The organism is Legionella resiliens (assembly GCF_021344005.1).
Classification (GTDB): Bacteria; Pseudomonadota; Gammaproteobacteria; order Legionellales; family Legionellaceae; genus Legionella; species Legionella resiliens.
The window spans coordinates 874,549-889,872 of record NZ_JAJTND010000004.1 but is presented as its reverse complement, the minus strand read 5'-3'; the positions used below and the strand labels follow the sequence as shown (position 1 = coordinate 889,872).

The window sequence follows — 15,324 nt, the reverse complement described above, 5'->3', positions numbered from 1 at the left end:
TGATTTTTTATTTCTTATATTTTGAAAACCGTGCTCAATAAGAACTCATAATCACATGGTCTGATTCTAGAGATACATTAACTTAATGGTTCTTGACCTTACTTCCCGCGGACAAGCCGCGGGACATAGGCAAAAAACGTAGTTTTAACTCGACGGCAGTGGTTAAAGAAAGCCCTAGCAGGGGAATTTTTATTCTCTCAAAAAAACCAGTTAGAATATCTTTAACAAACACCAAATCTATAAAAAATTATTCTTGCTTGCCAGTCACTATTTATTGCCGTAAATGAGGAAATAAAATAACATCCCGGATTGACTGAGAATTGGTAAACAGCATGACCAACCGATCAATGCCTATACCTTCTCCTGCCGTAGGAGGCAATCCATATTCCAGAGCTTCGATATAATCACTATCAAAATGCATGGCTTCTAAATCACCGGCATCCTTTTCTTCAACTTGCTTACGAAAACGTTCTGACTGATCTTCAGCATCATTTAATTCAGAAAATCCATTCGCAATTTCCCGGCCAGCAATAAAAAATTCAAAACGATCAGTCACTTCAGGGTTATTATCACTACGGCGAGCCAAAGGTGATATTTCAGTAGGATAACCTGTAATAAAAGTAGGTTGAAATAATTGATGCTCAACAGTTTCTTCAAACAATATGATTTGTAATTTGCCTAAACCATCAGTTTCTTTGAAAGGAAATCCTTTCCTCTGCAAAATTGCACGACAACTCACTACACTTTCAAGTTCTTTCGCATTGATTTCTGGATGATAATGTAAAATTGCTTCTTTCACTGTCATACGTGCAAATGGCTTGTCAAAGTCAATAATTTGGCCTTGGTATTCAACCTGACGTTTTTTCAAAACAGTATCACATAGATAGCACAGTAATTTTTCGGTAAAATCCATCAAATCCTTATAATCGGCATAGGCCTGATAAAATTCAATCATAGTAAATTCTGGATTATGGCGTGTTGATATCCCTTCATTCCGGAAATTACGATTAATTTCATAAACACGCTCAAATCCACCCACAACGAGTCGTTTCAAATAAAGTTCAGGAGCGATACGCAAATACATAGTCATATCCAGAGTATGATGATGCGTAACAAAAGGACGAGCCAGAGCACCACCTGGGATAGGATGCATCATCGGTGTTTCTACTTCTAGAAAATAGTGTTGATCCATAAACTGTCTAAACGCTTGAATTAATCGCGAACGTATTAAAAAAGTATGGCGACTCTCATCATTGGCAATTAAATCCACATAGCGTTTACGGTATTTTACCTCTTGATCAGCTAAACCATGAAATTTATCAGGCAAAGGCCGCAACGACTTAGTTAATAATTCAATTTGCTCTGCATTTACTGTAAGCTCACCTGTATTTGTCTTAAATAACTCACCTTTAACCCCAACAATATCGCCTAAATCCCAATGCTTAAACTCTTCATATTGCTCAGGAAGATCGTTAGCTCGGATATATACTTGAATCCGCCCAGAAACATCTTGAATGTGAAAAAAGCTGGCCTTTCCCATGATACGTCTCAACACAATACGGCCGGCTACACTGACCTTAATATGCTGTTGTCCTAAAGTCTCCTTATCTAATGAATCATAATGCTTTATGATTTCCTGAGCTAAACTTTCACGACGAAACTGATTTGGGAAATTAAAACCTTTTGTACGTAATTCAGCTAATTTTTGTTTACGAATACTATAAACTTCACTCTCATCAATATGTTCAATTTGCTCTTCACTCATGCTGCCCTACTCCTGCCTTTAAACTGGCTTCAATAAACTGATCCAATGCCCCGTCCAATACCGCTTGTGTATTGCTCGTTTCAACATTGGTGCGCAGATCTTTAATACGAGATTGATCCAATACGTATGAACGAATTTGGGATCCCCAACCAATATCTGATTTACTGGCTTCTAATGCTTGCTGCTCTGCATTTTTCTTTTGCATTTCCAATTCATATAACTTGGCACGCAGCTGTTTCATTGCCTGATCTTTATTGCGATGCTGGCTTCGATCATTCTGACATTGTACTACAATCCCGGTTGGTTCATGAGTAATACGTACTGCCGAATCAGTGCGGTTAACATGCTGCCCCCCAGCTCCAGACGCTCGATATGTATCAATACGCAAATCTGCCGGATTAATTTCTATATCAATATCATCATCAACCTCAGGTGAAACAAATACTGCTGCAAAAGAGGTATGCCGTCTATTTCCTGAATCAAAAGGGGATTTTCGCACTAACCGATGTACTCCGCTTTCGGTACGCAACCATCCAAAAGCGTACTCTCCTTTAAAGTAAATCGTAGCGCTTTTTATACCTGCAACATCTCCAGGAGAACATTCGATAAGTTCAGGTTCGAATCCATGCTGCTCTCCCCAACGCAAATACATGCGCAATAACATTTCCGCCCAGTCCTGTGCCTCCGTACCGCCCGAACCCGACTGAATATCCAAATAAGCATTCGAGTCATCCATTTTTCCGGAAAACATGCGGCGAAATTCCAAATCGGCAACTTTGTGTTCAATGAAATGTAATTCTTCGCCAATTTCATTAATCGTTTGCTCGTCACCTTCCTCTCGTGCAATCTCAAACAATTCACTCAAATCAGTAATGGATTGACCTAATTGGGTTATAGTTGAAACAACTGCTTCAAGCTGCGTTCTTTCACGTCCTAGTGCCTGAGCAATTTCAGGATTATTCCAAACGGTTGATGATTCCAGTTCTCGAACAACCTCTTCTAAACGCTCACGCTTAGCGTCAAAGTCAAAGATACCCCCTAAGCGCTTCTACTCGCTTTTCAAGCTCCACCAGATTAAGATTAATTTGGTTTACTTCTAACATAAGTGTCTCTTAAAATAATAATCGTCCGATACCTTATCATAATGGAGTCTCTGGCAAGACTGCGCTAAGCACAAGCAATATTATGATTCAGCATGACTTTGTAAAAAATTAGTATGGGATTTTACCGTGAAAGCAGGCAAAAAAACAGCTATGAAGTCTTCATTGCGGTTCGATAGGCTTGCAAATTCATCAATAATTCCGCTTCGGCGAGAGATAAATGGCAACTTTCTACAATTTCATCGCGATTACCCCCCATTTCCAAAATACGCAAAGCATGACGATATCCGCCATCATTATCTCGTTTATTTTCCAAATCCTGTATTTGATTATCCATACTAATCAATTGAGTATTAATTTCCTTTAACTGCTTGGAGAATAATAAATCAGCATGAATCAACACAGGATGATCTTTTGTGATTTGATCAATTAATTTTTGCTGTGTATTCAACTCCTCTCGAAAACTAATTAGTTTTTTCCGCTGATTCAATAAATAATTCACTATGAATAAAAAAATAACCACATTTACGCTTAAAAGAAAAGTTATCATTTTATATTTTTGCCCCCAATAACTACGCCATGAGCTTGTTCGCTTAACGCAGGGTTTAAAAGTCGAAGAACATTTCGATTCAATGCAATGATAATAGTCACCCTACGATTTGCAGCCCTCCCTAGTTCTGTAACATTATCGGCAACTGGATATTGCTCCCCATAACCCGTTACTAAAATACGATCTGTTGTTATCCCAAATGAATTCAAAGTACGTCCAACAACTGCTGCACGCATCGCAGAAAGCTCCCAGTTTGATGGAAATTGTGGCGTTTCTATAGGAACATTATCTGTATATCCTTCTATTGCAACAATAGAGGATGATTTTTTAATTTTTGCGGCTAATTGCATTAATTTAACAAAAGCTTCTGGTTTTAAATCTGCATCACCTGAATCAAATAATGCACCTGATTTAATATCCAACTCCACCCACCCCTTCTGCCGGTTGATCTTATAATTTCCATCTTGCAGCTCTATGAGTGCTTGATTTAATTCATCCAGCCCATCATGAAAAGGCCCTTGAAATTGTGTAGTTTGTGGTCCGTCTTTTATACTTTTTGTTGATTTAAGGGCCCGAGCCTCATCTTTTTTATTAAACGCCGATTTCATTCCCTCTGAAAGCGATTTGTACTTTGAGATATTGACGGAAGAAATAGCATACATTACTACGAAAAATGCAAATAACAAGGTAATAAAATCTGCATATGAGACAACCCAGCGATGATGATCATTATGCTGCTCATTTCTTTTTTTTCTTTTTTTCATCTTTCTTTTGCTGGCCAAAATTATTGAGTTTTAACATCAAAACTCCTGGACTTTCCCCAGAAGCAATAGTGACTATACCTTCTACAATCATCTCGTCATAATGCACTCGACGAGCAATGCAACTTTTTAATTTATTTGCTACAGGTAAAAAAATAAGATTAGCCATTCCAACCCCGTAAATAGTCGCTACGAAAGCTACCGCAATACCTAATCCCAATTCATTTGGTTCAGATAAATGACGCATCACTTGAATCAATCCCAGCACTGCTCCCAAAATTCCTATGGTTGGACTGTATCCCCCCATACTTTCAAATACTTGTGCTGCATGGATATCATGATCTTCAACTCTTTCAATTTCGTCTTCCAGAACTTTTCTTATAGTGAGTTTATCTACGCCAATCACCAACAATTCCAAGCCCTTATTGATAAGCGGGTTTTTTTCAACCTCTAAATGTTCTTCCAGAGAAAGTAACCCCAATTGACGCGCTTTTCGGGCCAAATCAAACATTTTGTTGCGGCAAGGTTCAAAATCAAGTTTGGGGGGAGTAATGACCCAAGGTAAAATTTTAAATGCTCTTTTAAAGGTATTTAGTGGTGTTTGCACCATAACCGCGCCAATTGTTCCTCCGAGCACGATCAACAATGCAGACAAATTCATTAAACCCTGTATACTTCCACCTTCAAAAAACTGGCCAAGTGTAATCGCTAAAAAACTAGTGAGTATCCCTGCTAAAGTTAAAGCATCCATTCTTTTTATTCCGGTAAGCGTGATTTAATTCGATGTATTGCCTGACTAAGAATCTGTGAAATGCGTGATTCGCTAACGCCAATAACTTCTCCGATTTCTTTTAGATTCAAATCCTGTTCATAATATAAAGAAAGTACCATTCGTTCTTTCTGGGGCAATCCGCGAATTACCTCGGATAAACGATGCATCAAATCATTATGTAATACATTGACATGCGGTTCAGTAGAAGCGTATCCCTCCCCAACCTGCAAGGCATCATCAGTGACGCCCAAATCGTCAAAACCATATAAATGACTGCTTATGGAGTCCTGCAACATTTCATGGTATTCAGCAATTGATATTTCAAGTTCAGCTGCGATTTCAGAGTCCTTAGCTTCTCTTCCTAACCGATGTTCGAGATTTTTAACAGCTTCCGAAATCATTCTTGAATTGCGATGTACCGAGCGAGGCACCCAATCATTACGCCTTACTTCATCAAGCATATACCCTCTAATGCGAATCCCCGCATAGGTTTCAAATGAAGCACCTTTGGAAGAATCATAATGTCGTGTTGCTTCCAGTAATCCGAGCATTCCTGCTTGTATTAAGTCATCCAGTTGTACGCTTTGCGGCAAGCGGCCCAATAAATGATGTGCTATGCGTTTAACCAATAAGGCATGAGTTTTTACCAGCGTTTCCTGAATTTGCTGGTTAACTTTGCTATAGGCAGCCAAAGCATCCACAATGATCTCCTTAAAATTCACCTGCTACTAAACGCTCTAAAAAGAAACTGGTATTACCACCCAATAAAGCGCTGGGAGGCCACTCAGATACTTCATCTGCTAACTGTCTCAGTGCTAAAGCAGCAGCAGAATCAGGATAAGCAATCAATACCGGTTTTTGCATTTTCACTGCCTTGTGTATGTGTTCATCAAATGGTACTGCTCCTAAATAGTCTAGCTGAACCTCGAGAAATTGCTCGGAAACTTTGAATAATTTATTAAATAATTCACGTCCCTCTCTTTCATTCCGCACCATATTTGCCAAAATGTGAAAACGCGTCCATTCATAACGCTTACTCATTACTTTAATTAAAGCATATGCATCTGTTAATGAGGTAGGTTCATCACATACAACAACAATTAATTCTTGCGACGAACGAGTAAAACTTAAAACAGTGTCAGAAATTCCAGCAGCAGTATCAATAATCATGTAGTCCAGATCATCGGTAAGCTCATTAAATGAATCGATGATTCCAGCAAGCTCTGGAGAAGAGAGTTGCGTCATAAACTCTGTACCAGAGGCTGCAGGAATGACAAGGACACCATGAGGCCCTGACAGAATAATGTCACTTAAATGACAGATTCCCTGCATTACATGAGATAAATTATATTTGGTATGCAATCCCAACATAATATCAATATTTGCCAATCCTAAATCGGCGTCAAGAAGCATGACTCTTTTATTAAGCTGTGCCAAACCAACCGCCAAATTGACAGAAACGTTGCTCTTGCCCACACCGCCCTTTCCAGCAGAAACAGCAATTACTTTAATTGGTTTTGCACGTGAAAGATTTCTCAAACCAGAAGCTTGATCGCTTATATTTTGATTCACTTTAGACATGATATTCTCTCCAGGCACTTTGCTGTGCTTTCCTAATATTGTCTGCCTGAAACAGTTGTGCTTCCTGCTCTGCAAACAACTCAATTAGCTGATGGCGTGTGGCCATTTTAATGTCTTCAGGTACTCGTTGCCCGTGTGTTAGATAGCTCACACCTAAACCCGACTCGATAAGTGCACTCAACACTCCGCCTACAGCCAATGACTCATCCAGCTTGGTCAAAATGCACTGATCAATTTGAGTTGCTTCATAACGTTTTATTGCATCAATTAATACTTGATAATGACTTGTTGCAGGTAAAACCAAAACATTGGAAATCGACAATAAATATGTACCTAAAACATGCATTTGTTTTACAACTCGCTCATCCGCAGGATTCATTCCGGCGGTATCAATCAAAATTAATTTTTTGTCATTTAATTGCCGTAATACTCGCGCCAAAGAAACTTCATCCTGAGCAACACATACCTTAACGCCTAAAATTTTCCCATACATCATGAGTTGTTCTTGCGCCGCGATTCGATAGGTATCCATAGTAACCAGGCCTAACTTATCTGCTCCAAATCTCAAGGTAAACCGGGCTGCAATTTTGGCCAATGTTGTCGTTTTCCCGACGCCCGTTGGACCAACAAAAGCATAAACCCCACCTTCTTCTATTCTGCGTGTATCACAAATAGTTAATTTATCTGCAATATGATTCAATACAGCTTCCCAGCCTTTTTGTTGATTTAAATCAGATCGCACAGAACATGCCCAAGTCGCGGCTGTAGTATGACTTACTCCCAGATAGAGAAGTTTTTGCAGTAAAATAGTATGCAGAGGCTCATGGACGCCAACATTTCCCCTTAACTGAGCTTCAAGCATACCTCTTAGTGTTTGAATCTCCTGGCGCATGTCATCAAGGGGTGTTTGCATTTGGAGTTTATTTGCTTGGCTCGTTGGCTCAGCACAAGCTACTGCTGCTGAAGGTGACAGAATTGTTTCATCAAAATCAATCGCAGCAACGACCTCCACTCCACCATCTATATGATGACTGGACAAAATAACAGCATCGGCACCAAGTATCTCTTTAATTTGTTTCATAGCGCTGCGTGTATCGGTCGCAACAAAACGTTTTAATTTCATAAAGCCTCCTGCTTATGAAGAAATTTGTCACTATTCACGCAATGCCTCTTTAGAAATTGTAGCTTGCTTGCAGGAAAACTGAGAAGTTTTACTCTAGGAGTTTACATTCAACACCTAGGCTACTCATTCCAATGTGATACACCTCAGTTACTCCTATCCCACAGTACCTACTATTCTTATTTGCTTATTATCAGGAATCTCCTGATAAGACAAAACATGAAAGTCATGAGATATATTACGCACAAATCGTGCCAACACTGCGCGTATTCCCGGCTGTACTACCAAGACGGAGCTCTCCTGTTTCGCCTGCTGTTGCATTGCTAACTGTGTCAAAGAATGTTGTATTTTATCTGCCATTCCTGGCTCAAAATTTACCCCTCCAGAGCCACTACTCTGAATAATGTTTTGCAATAATTGTTCCAACTCAGGTTTTAGCGTAATAATCGGCAGTTCCTCATGAACACCACTGATTTTTTGAGTAATTAATCGAGATAAAGCAATACGAACCTGACTGATTAAATATTCTGTATCCTTAGATTTTGGCGCCAGCTCCGCCAAAGTTTCGACTATAGTGCGAATATCCGTTAAAGGAATATGCTCCGCCAATAACCCTTGTAACACTTTGCTAACCATTCCTAATGAAAGGCCTTCTGGTACTAGTTCTTTCACTAATTTAGGAGAACTTAATGCAAGTTTGTCTAAAAGCTGTTGGGTTTCTTCATAACCCAACAATTGTTGGCTGTTTTGTTCTAATATCTGGCTTAAATGCGTAGCAACAACCGTAGAGGTATCGACTACAGTGTAACCCAAAGTATGCGCTTGTTCTCGTTGACTTTCATTAATCCAAACCGCCTCCATACCAAATGCCGGATCACGAGTTTTAATTCCTTCAATTTCACCAAAAATCTGCCCAGGATTTATCGCTAAGCAGCGATCAAGATGAATTGCTGCCTCCCCCATCACGACGCCTGCCAAACTGATACGATAATGGTTAGGTTTTAAATCCAAATTATCCCGTACATGTACAGATGGAATTAAAAAGCCCAGCTCTTGTGATATTTTCTTTCGAACTCCTTTAATACGAGAAAGTAAAACACCACCTTGCGCTTGATCCACTAAAGGAATTAAACGATATCCTACCTCAAGACTAATCACATCAACTGGATTCACATCATCCCATGACAATTCTGTAGAAATATTTGGATTTTGAATCGCAAGAGAATCATTTTCTTCACTAAGTTGTTCCTTGCTTTTTTCTTTATCTTGTTGAAGAAACAAATAAGCAATTCCTCCCAAACCTACAGAAAGTAAAATAAATGCAATATGGGGCATTCCAGGAATAATGCCAATCAATCCCATAATAGCTGATGCAATAATTAATGAACGTGGATTAGCAAATAATTGGGAAATAACTTCATGCCCCATGTTTTGCGCACTGGAAACTCGAGTAACAATGATAGCAGCAGCAGTTGATAAAACTAAAGAAGGTACTTGCGCAACCAAACCATCACCAATAGTTAACAAGATATAGTTATGTAGCGCATCAGAAAAATTCATTCCATGCTGAAAAACCCCAATAATCAATCCCCCAATAATGTTAACTGCCAAAATCAAAATCCCAGCAACTGCATCGCCTCGAACAAATTTACTCGCACCATCCATGGAGCCATAAAAATCTGCTTCCTGTGCTACTTCTAATCGACGCTTTATGGCTTGCTCCTGATTAATTAAACCGGCATTCAGATCGGCATCGATCGCCATTTGCTTTCCGGGTAAAGAATCCAATGTGAACCGTGCGCTTACCTCAGATACACGCCCAGCCCCCTTAGTTACTACAACAAAATTTATGACTACTAAAATAATAAAAACAACCAAACCCACTGCATAGTTTCCACCAATGACTACTTCGCCAAATGCTTGGATCACATGTCCGGCAGCATCAGTTCCTTTATAGCCATTTAATAAAACAACACGGGTTGAGGCAACGTTTAATGTCAAACGTAATAAAGTTGCCAGCAATATCACTGTTGGGAATACAGCAAAATCCAAAGGCCTTTCGCTGTAGATCACTGCTAACAAAACTACAAGTGATAAAGCAATATTAAAAGTAAAGAAAACATCCAATAAAAATGGAGGCAGAGGCAACATCATCATACCGAGCATGATGATCAGCGCCAGAGGTGTTCCTAAACCTTGACGCATCCAATATTGTACATAGTGCAATGCTTTATTCATTAGCATCCTCCTCTGCTTCGCGTGCTAACTCTTCTGGAATAGGGACATTCTGTAATACAGCGGGTTTGTAATCATATCGTTCTCTATCGCGCAGTTGAAACACATACGCTAAAACCTGGGCTACAGCAATATAAAGGCCTCTTGGTATTTCTGCATTTAATTTAGTGGAAAAATAAAGAGCACGCGCCAGAGGGGGTACAGAAATAATGGGAATTTGATGTGATGTTGCAATGTTACTAATTTGGAAAGCAATCAAATCTTTACCCTTTGCAACTACTATGGGTGCTTTATGACTCTTCTCTTTATAACTGATTGCTACAGCATAATGAGTCGGATTGGTTAAAACCACGTTTGCTTTAGATAATTCATTCATCATACGCCGTCTCGAAATCTCTTGCTGAGCTCGACGAATAGCGCTTTTTATTTCGGGTTTACCTTCTATTTCCTTGTATTCATCCCTTAATTCTTGCATCGTCATTTTCATGCTTTTTTGATGCTCATACAATTGGAAAGGAACATCAAAAACAGCAATAAAAATCAAACTGGCAGAAATCAACACAAAAGATTTCACCACAACCAAACTACCGCTACTAATTGCCGTTTCAATAGGAGCATGGGCTAAACTAAGTAACACAGGAATTTGTGATTTAAGTACCACTATAGCGACAACTGCTACGATAAGAAATTTAAAAAACGATTTGAACATTTCGACAAAACCTTTCAACGAAATCATTCGTTTAAATCCTTGAGCCAAATTGAGTCGCGAAAATTTAGGCTGTAAGACTTGGCTACTAAAAACCCACCCGCCCATGAGCAAAGGAGCTGCCAAAGTAACGAGAAAAATAACCACTAATAAAGGCATTAAGGACCAAAACCCCATTTTCACTAAATAAAATAAACGCTCAACACTTATCATAGGAGTAACGATAACGCGCGTATCAAATTCAAATGCATGCTGCATCATGGCTGCCAGCTGGTTAGCTAATTGCTTGCCAAAAATAAAAAATCCCAATGCAGTAAAAAGTAGCGTTACTGTGGTATTGAAATCCCTTGAGCGCGCAACCTGGCCTTTTTTACGAGCCTCTCTAAGTCGTTTGGCCGAGGGCTGTTCAGTTTTTTCTTGTGCGTGTTCTTGCTCGGCCATCAGTGCAACATCCCTGTCATAAAACGCATTCCCTCTTTGATAAGATCTGCCATTTGTATCGCAACACTAGGCAAACCCACCTTAATTACAACCATTCCCATAATTAACGTAATAGGAAAGCCCAAAGAAAAAATATTTAATTGAGGCGCTGCCCGAGACATAATTCCGAATGCAAGACTCACAATAAGCAAAGACAATAAAGCGGGGATTGAAATCAATACCGCTTGTTTGAACATCCATCCCGAAAATAAAATGACATTCCATACCATAGCTTGAGTAACAGAAAGCTGTCCTACAGGCATTATTCTGAAACTATCCAATAACGTTTGAAATACCGTTAAATGTCCATTGAGTGCCAAAAAGATGAGCATCATCATCATTGAATAAAGTTGGCTGACTAATGGAACACTGGCACGGCTTGCAGGATCCACCATCACTGCAAAACTAAGACCAGCCTGCATCGCAATAATTTGTCCTCCCAAAACAAAAACTTGAAAAACCAGCTGCAAGACAAAACCCATTAATAATCCAAAAAGCAATTCTTGGATGATATATGCCAAAAAAATCCCGTTGAAATTCAGAAATGAAAGCTCTTTAGGAACCATAAAGGCACAGACGCAACTTAAAACAAAAAGCAAAATAATTTTAATACGAGGGGGTAATAAAACAGAAGAAAAAACAGGTAGTGAAAGCAATAATCCGCCAATGCGTCCCATTGGCCAAATAACCTGGCTTATCATGCCTAGTATTGTTGGATAGTCCAGTTTCATCTTGAGCTAACCTATTAAATAAGGGATATTGGTAATTAAAGAGTCTGTGTAATTCACAATGATCTTGAGTAACCAGGGACCTGCAAATACGAGCATCAAAAAAGTAACAAATAATTTGGGTATAAAACTTAAGCTCGTTTCATTAATTTGTGTGGCCGCTTGAAACATGGAAACAATCACACCAATAATCAAACCAGGAAGAATGAGTACACTGATAAGTAGCAGCATCAAATACACTCCTTCACTGAACATAGAAACTACTGACTCTGGGGTCATATATTATTTCCCTATAATTTTATTAGACTTCCTTACTCGATGGAGTAAGTTTCAAGGAAGTCTTTTGTCCTTATAATTCGTAGCCTAGATGCATGCGATATTTAGTTCATTGCAAAACTTGATGCAAGGGATCCCAAAATGAGTGTCCAGCCATCAACCATCACAAAGAGCATGATCTTAAAAGGTAATGAAATAATTAAAGGTGATAGCATCATCATACCCATAGCCATCAGAACACTCGATACCACCATATCAATAATTAAAAAAGGTAAAAATAAAATAAAGCCTATCTGGAAAGCTGTTTTTAATTCACTGGTAATAAATGCAGGAATTACCACACTCATTGGCACATCATTAAGCGTTGCTGGATTGGTTTGAGCAAATTTTTCAAACAAGGATAAATCATTTTTGCGTGTTTGATTTAACATAAATTGGCGTAAAGGTACTTGTGCATTCGCCAATGCTTGCGGAAATTTTAGAGTCTCTGCGAGATAGGGCTGTACTGCAGTTTCATTGATTTTGTTAAAAACAGGAGACATCACAAAATAAGTCATAAACAAAGCAATACCAATTAAGATTTGATTCGTAGGAGTTTGCGCCATTCCTATGGCTTGACGTAATATGGAAAGCACAATAATTATTCGCGTAAAAGCTGTCATTGCCATCAACATTCCTGGCAAAACAGTTAATAAGGTCATAAAAATCAAAATTTGCAAATTAACACTATAAGTTTGTTCACCATTCGCGCCAGGCTGTACTGTTAATGCAGGTAATGATAAAGGTGCTGCCTGTAACGCCAGGGGTATGAAACAAAATAAAATCAGGAATAAAGTAGCCTGGGTGAAACGAAGCATAACCCAGGATTTAGAGCTCCCCTCTCCCACTGCCATTAAGTTATGGGAATTTTTCATTCCCGCGCAGGCGGAAATCCATTTCTGAATTGACATCGATATTCGACTAAAGTTGGATTCTCGCCGCGGGGATGACAACTTCCATACGGATGATAACCATTTTCGTACATTTAAATTCACTATCTTCATCTTATGATTTCACAACTGATTTAAACAGATCTGCAAACGAAGTTTTATTTATAGGGTCAAAACCAGTCGGCAATTGTTCACCAAAATCATAGATCAGGGTGACCTGTCCAGAGCCTGAGCCGACTAATAAATAACGCGTTCCCACTTTTAACAAGGTAATTTTTTCCTTGGGTCCTAAAATCATATTCGCTATGGATTGAAATCCTTTTGCCGAACCCACTTGCATTCCATGTAAGCGTTTTATTACCCAAGATAATGCAATGATGAGCAATAAAACTAACAATAAGCCCATGACAATACGCATAAGCTCTCCATGATTGAGTACACTATGCATTATCTTAATCGCTTAATTCGTTCTGCTTTACTGACGATATCAGTCAATCGCACACCAAACTTATCATTAACTACAACCACTTCCCCATGTGCAACTAAAGTCCCATTAACTAAAACATCAAGCGGATCGCCTGCCAAACAATCGAGAGCAACAATTCCTCCTTGGTTTAACTGAAGTAAATTACGGATTGTCATTTTGGTGCGCCCAATTTCTACAGTCACCGAAACAGGGATATCCAAAATTAAATCCATTTTTTCACTGTCCGCTTCCTGAGGAAGATTATTTGATGGTTTAGGCTGTTCTATTGCTTCTTGAGACATTCCTCATCTCCTAGTAACTAATATTTTTAATTATTTTTACAGCGCGCTTGTCATTTGCAGTTCCTTGAGTTGCTGTAAAACCTGGCGTTCCTTCAATATCTAAAGTAACTATTTCTTTCATTTCCATAGGTATAAAATCACCTACTTGCCATGACATTACTGCACCCAAAGTACTTTTTGTTTCAGCCATTGCAGAACTTACAGTTAATTCAACTTCCATCAACTCTTCCTTCAATGATTTAACCCAGTTCGGATCAATTTCATCATCAGGACGAGAAGCGCCAAGTTCCAGTTGTTCTTTGATGGGTTCAACCATGGAGTAGGGCAAGATAAAATAGAAAATACCGACTTCTTTACCGAAATCCATTGAAAAACGTGCGACTAAAAGCATTTCTCCAGGTTCTGCTATATTGACTAATTGTGGGTTCGTTTCATCATTAAATTTGCTGATATCAAGCTGAATAATTGGCTTCCAGGCTTGGGTAAGATTGGCAATAAGCTTTTTCGTGATAACATCCATAACACGCAGTTCGGTAGCAGTAAAATCAGTTCTATCTTTTTGGGCAAAGAATTGAGAGCTGCCGCCAAAATAATAGTCAACGAGATCATAGACAAAAGTACTATCAAAAAGAATAATGCCTTTGCCTCGTAAAGGTTTGAATTTAAAGATACTCATTAAACTTGGATTAGGTAAGCTCTCCATAAAATCGCGATGCTTTATAATAAGCAATGGATCTTGTTTAATTTCAAAATCTTTGGCAGTTACATTATAGATATCCGAGGCGAATAAACGCACTGCACGATCGTAAATTCTGTCTAATACAGGTAACTTTCCTTTGACAATACGTTCCTGAGCAGTAAAGTTAAGTATTTTTACATCACCCTCTTGCTGTAGTTCAACAGGTTCAAATACAGCATTAGATACTTCCTTTTTACTGCCTTTTGCTTTTTTATGGCCCGATTTTTCTCTAGTAGCTGTTTGACGCTCTGTTGCATGGCGTTCTTCTTCAGGAGACTCACCAACCGTTTTCAGCAGCGCATCTATTTCTTCTTGTGATAAAACATTTTTATCAGCCATATAAGCAATCCATACTAATTTTTAAACTTGAATTCACTCATTACGTGTAAGTAATTATCTGATTTTTCTATTGAATTGGTTATGCAAACTATATGCCATTTATAAAAATGGTCGCTCATCACATAATTCCAATGTACCTCTGGTTATAAATTGGAAAAAAGACGTGCTGGTTTGACAGTCAAAAAATCATATGCCAATCATTTGACAATACATCCAAATTAATGAAAAAAATGCTACTCAATTTATTCATTAATTTCTTGCTGACATTTTGCTTTCGCCATGTTTCGACAATTTTCCTGACAATCAGTTTCCTCTGAGGTCAGACATTGTGAATTAATACAATCTTGAGTCGTATTATGAAGACACTGTGTTCTATCGTACTTTTGGGCGCCCAAGGCATCCTCAGGAATATCTGCTGCAAACACTGCAAATGAAAAAAAGAAACCCCAAAAGATTAAAAAAGTTTTCATCATAA

17 protein-coding genes are annotated in these 15,324 nt (G+C 38.7%); all 17 read right to left on the bottom strand.

Annotation, left to right across the window (positions count from 1 at the left end; genetic code table 11):
• Nucleotides 1-271 precede the first annotated feature (271 nt).
• Complete coding sequence (lysS, locus tag LXO92_RS09340; protein ID WP_182352410.1) at nucleotides 272-1,765, bottom strand: lysine--tRNA ligase; 1,494 nt, start codon at nucleotides 1,763-1,765, stop codon at nucleotides 272-274.
• A protein-coding gene (gene prfB / locus LXO92_RS09335; protein ID WP_232890848.1) for a peptide chain release factor 2 occupies nucleotides 1,758-2,868 on the bottom strand; the annotation gives its coding sequence in 2 pieces (ribosomal slippage) (nucleotides 1,758-2,792 and nucleotides 2,794-2,868; 1,110 coding nt in all). Before prfB ends, lysS begins: the two co-directional genes overlap by 8 nt.
• Nucleotides 2,869-3,016: 148 nt before the next feature.
• On the bottom strand, nucleotides 3,017-3,415 hold the full coding sequence (locus tag LXO92_RS09330) for a DUF2802 domain-containing protein (RefSeq protein ID WP_182352408.1): 399 nt from the start codon (nucleotides 3,413-3,415) through the stop codon (nucleotides 3,017-3,019).
• The gene (locus LXO92_RS09325) at nucleotides 3,412-4,179 is read right to left on the bottom strand and encodes a flagellar motor protein MotB (RefSeq protein WP_182352407.1); all 768 of its coding nucleotides are present in this window, start codon (nucleotides 4,177-4,179) and stop codon (nucleotides 3,412-3,414) included. The genes LXO92_RS09330 and LXO92_RS09325 overlap by 4 nt, the downstream gene beginning before the upstream one ends.
• On the bottom strand, nucleotides 4,154-4,927 hold the full coding sequence (locus tag LXO92_RS09320) for a flagellar motor protein (protein WP_182352406.1): 774 nt from the start codon (nucleotides 4,925-4,927) through the stop codon (nucleotides 4,154-4,156). Before LXO92_RS09320 ends, LXO92_RS09325 begins: the two co-directional genes overlap by 26 nt.
• Before the next feature lie 5 nt (nucleotides 4,928-4,932).
• Nucleotides 4,933-5,649: an RNA polymerase sigma factor FliA gene (locus tag LXO92_RS09315; RefSeq protein WP_182352405.1), complete on the bottom strand. Its 717-nt coding sequence runs from the start codon at nucleotides 5,647-5,649 to the stop codon at nucleotides 4,933-4,935.
• A 10-nt stretch (nucleotides 5,650-5,659) separates the two neighbouring features.
• Nucleotides 5,660-6,529 (bottom strand): MinD/ParA family protein, encoded by an 870-nt coding sequence (locus LXO92_RS09310; RefSeq protein WP_182352404.1) that lies wholly within the window; start codon nucleotides 6,527-6,529, stop codon nucleotides 5,660-5,662.
• Nucleotides 6,522-7,652 carry a flagellar biosynthesis GTPase FlhF gene (gene flhF / locus LXO92_RS09305; RefSeq protein ID WP_232890847.1) on the bottom strand — a complete coding sequence of 377 codons (1,131 nt, stop codon included), beginning with the start codon at nucleotides 7,650-7,652 and terminating at the stop codon, nucleotides 6,522-6,524. The genes LXO92_RS09310 and flhF overlap by 8 nt, the downstream gene beginning before the upstream one ends.
• Nucleotides 7,653-7,805: 153 nt before the next feature.
• Nucleotides 7,806-9,887, bottom strand: a complete 2,082-nt coding sequence (gene flhA / locus LXO92_RS09300; protein WP_182352402.1) for a flagellar biosynthesis protein FlhA — start codon at nucleotides 9,885-9,887, stop codon at nucleotides 7,806-7,808.
• Nucleotides 9,880-11,031 carry a flagellar biosynthesis protein FlhB gene (flhB, locus tag LXO92_RS09295; protein WP_182352401.1) on the bottom strand — a complete coding sequence of 384 codons (1,152 nt, stop codon included), beginning with the start codon at nucleotides 11,029-11,031 and terminating at the stop codon, nucleotides 9,880-9,882. Before flhB ends, flhA begins: the two co-directional genes overlap by 8 nt.
• Nucleotides 11,031-11,801, bottom strand: a complete 771-nt coding sequence (fliR, locus tag LXO92_RS09290; RefSeq protein ID WP_182352400.1) for a flagellar biosynthetic protein FliR — start codon at nucleotides 11,799-11,801, stop codon at nucleotides 11,031-11,033. Before fliR ends, flhB begins: the two co-directional genes overlap by 1 nt.
• A 6-nt stretch (nucleotides 11,802-11,807) precedes the next feature.
• The gene (gene fliQ / locus LXO92_RS09285) at nucleotides 11,808-12,077 is read right to left on the bottom strand and encodes a flagellar biosynthesis protein FliQ (RefSeq protein WP_182352399.1); all 270 of its coding nucleotides are present in this window, start codon (nucleotides 12,075-12,077) and stop codon (nucleotides 11,808-11,810) included.
• 101 nt (nucleotides 12,078-12,178) lie between these two features.
• Nucleotides 12,179-12,931, bottom strand: coding sequence for a flagellar type III secretion system pore protein FliP (fliP, locus tag LXO92_RS09280; protein WP_182352794.1), 753 nt, complete (start codon nucleotides 12,929-12,931; stop codon nucleotides 12,179-12,181).
• A 187-nt stretch (nucleotides 12,932-13,118) separates the two neighbouring features.
• Nucleotides 13,119-13,421 (bottom strand): flagellar biosynthetic protein FliO, encoded by a 303-nt coding sequence (fliO, locus tag LXO92_RS09275; protein ID WP_232890846.1) that lies wholly within the window; start codon nucleotides 13,419-13,421, stop codon nucleotides 13,119-13,121.
• A gap of 29 nt (nucleotides 13,422-13,450) precedes the next feature.
• The gene (gene fliN, locus LXO92_RS09270; RefSeq protein ID WP_182352397.1) at nucleotides 13,451-13,771 is read right to left on the bottom strand and encodes a flagellar motor switch protein FliN; all 321 of its coding nucleotides are present in this window, start codon (nucleotides 13,769-13,771) and stop codon (nucleotides 13,451-13,453) included.
• Between the two features lie 10 nt (nucleotides 13,772-13,781).
• Nucleotides 13,782-14,849 (bottom strand): flagellar motor switch protein FliM, encoded by a 1,068-nt coding sequence (fliM, locus tag LXO92_RS09265; protein ID WP_182352396.1) that lies wholly within the window; start codon nucleotides 14,847-14,849, stop codon nucleotides 13,782-13,784.
• Nucleotides 14,850-15,091: 242 nt separating this feature from the next.
• Nucleotides 15,092-15,319 carry a hypothetical protein gene (locus LXO92_RS09260; RefSeq protein ID WP_182352793.1) on the bottom strand — a complete coding sequence of 76 codons (228 nt, stop codon included), beginning with the start codon at nucleotides 15,317-15,319 and terminating at the stop codon, nucleotides 15,092-15,094.
• Between the last annotated feature and the right edge of the window lie 5 nt (nucleotides 15,320-15,324).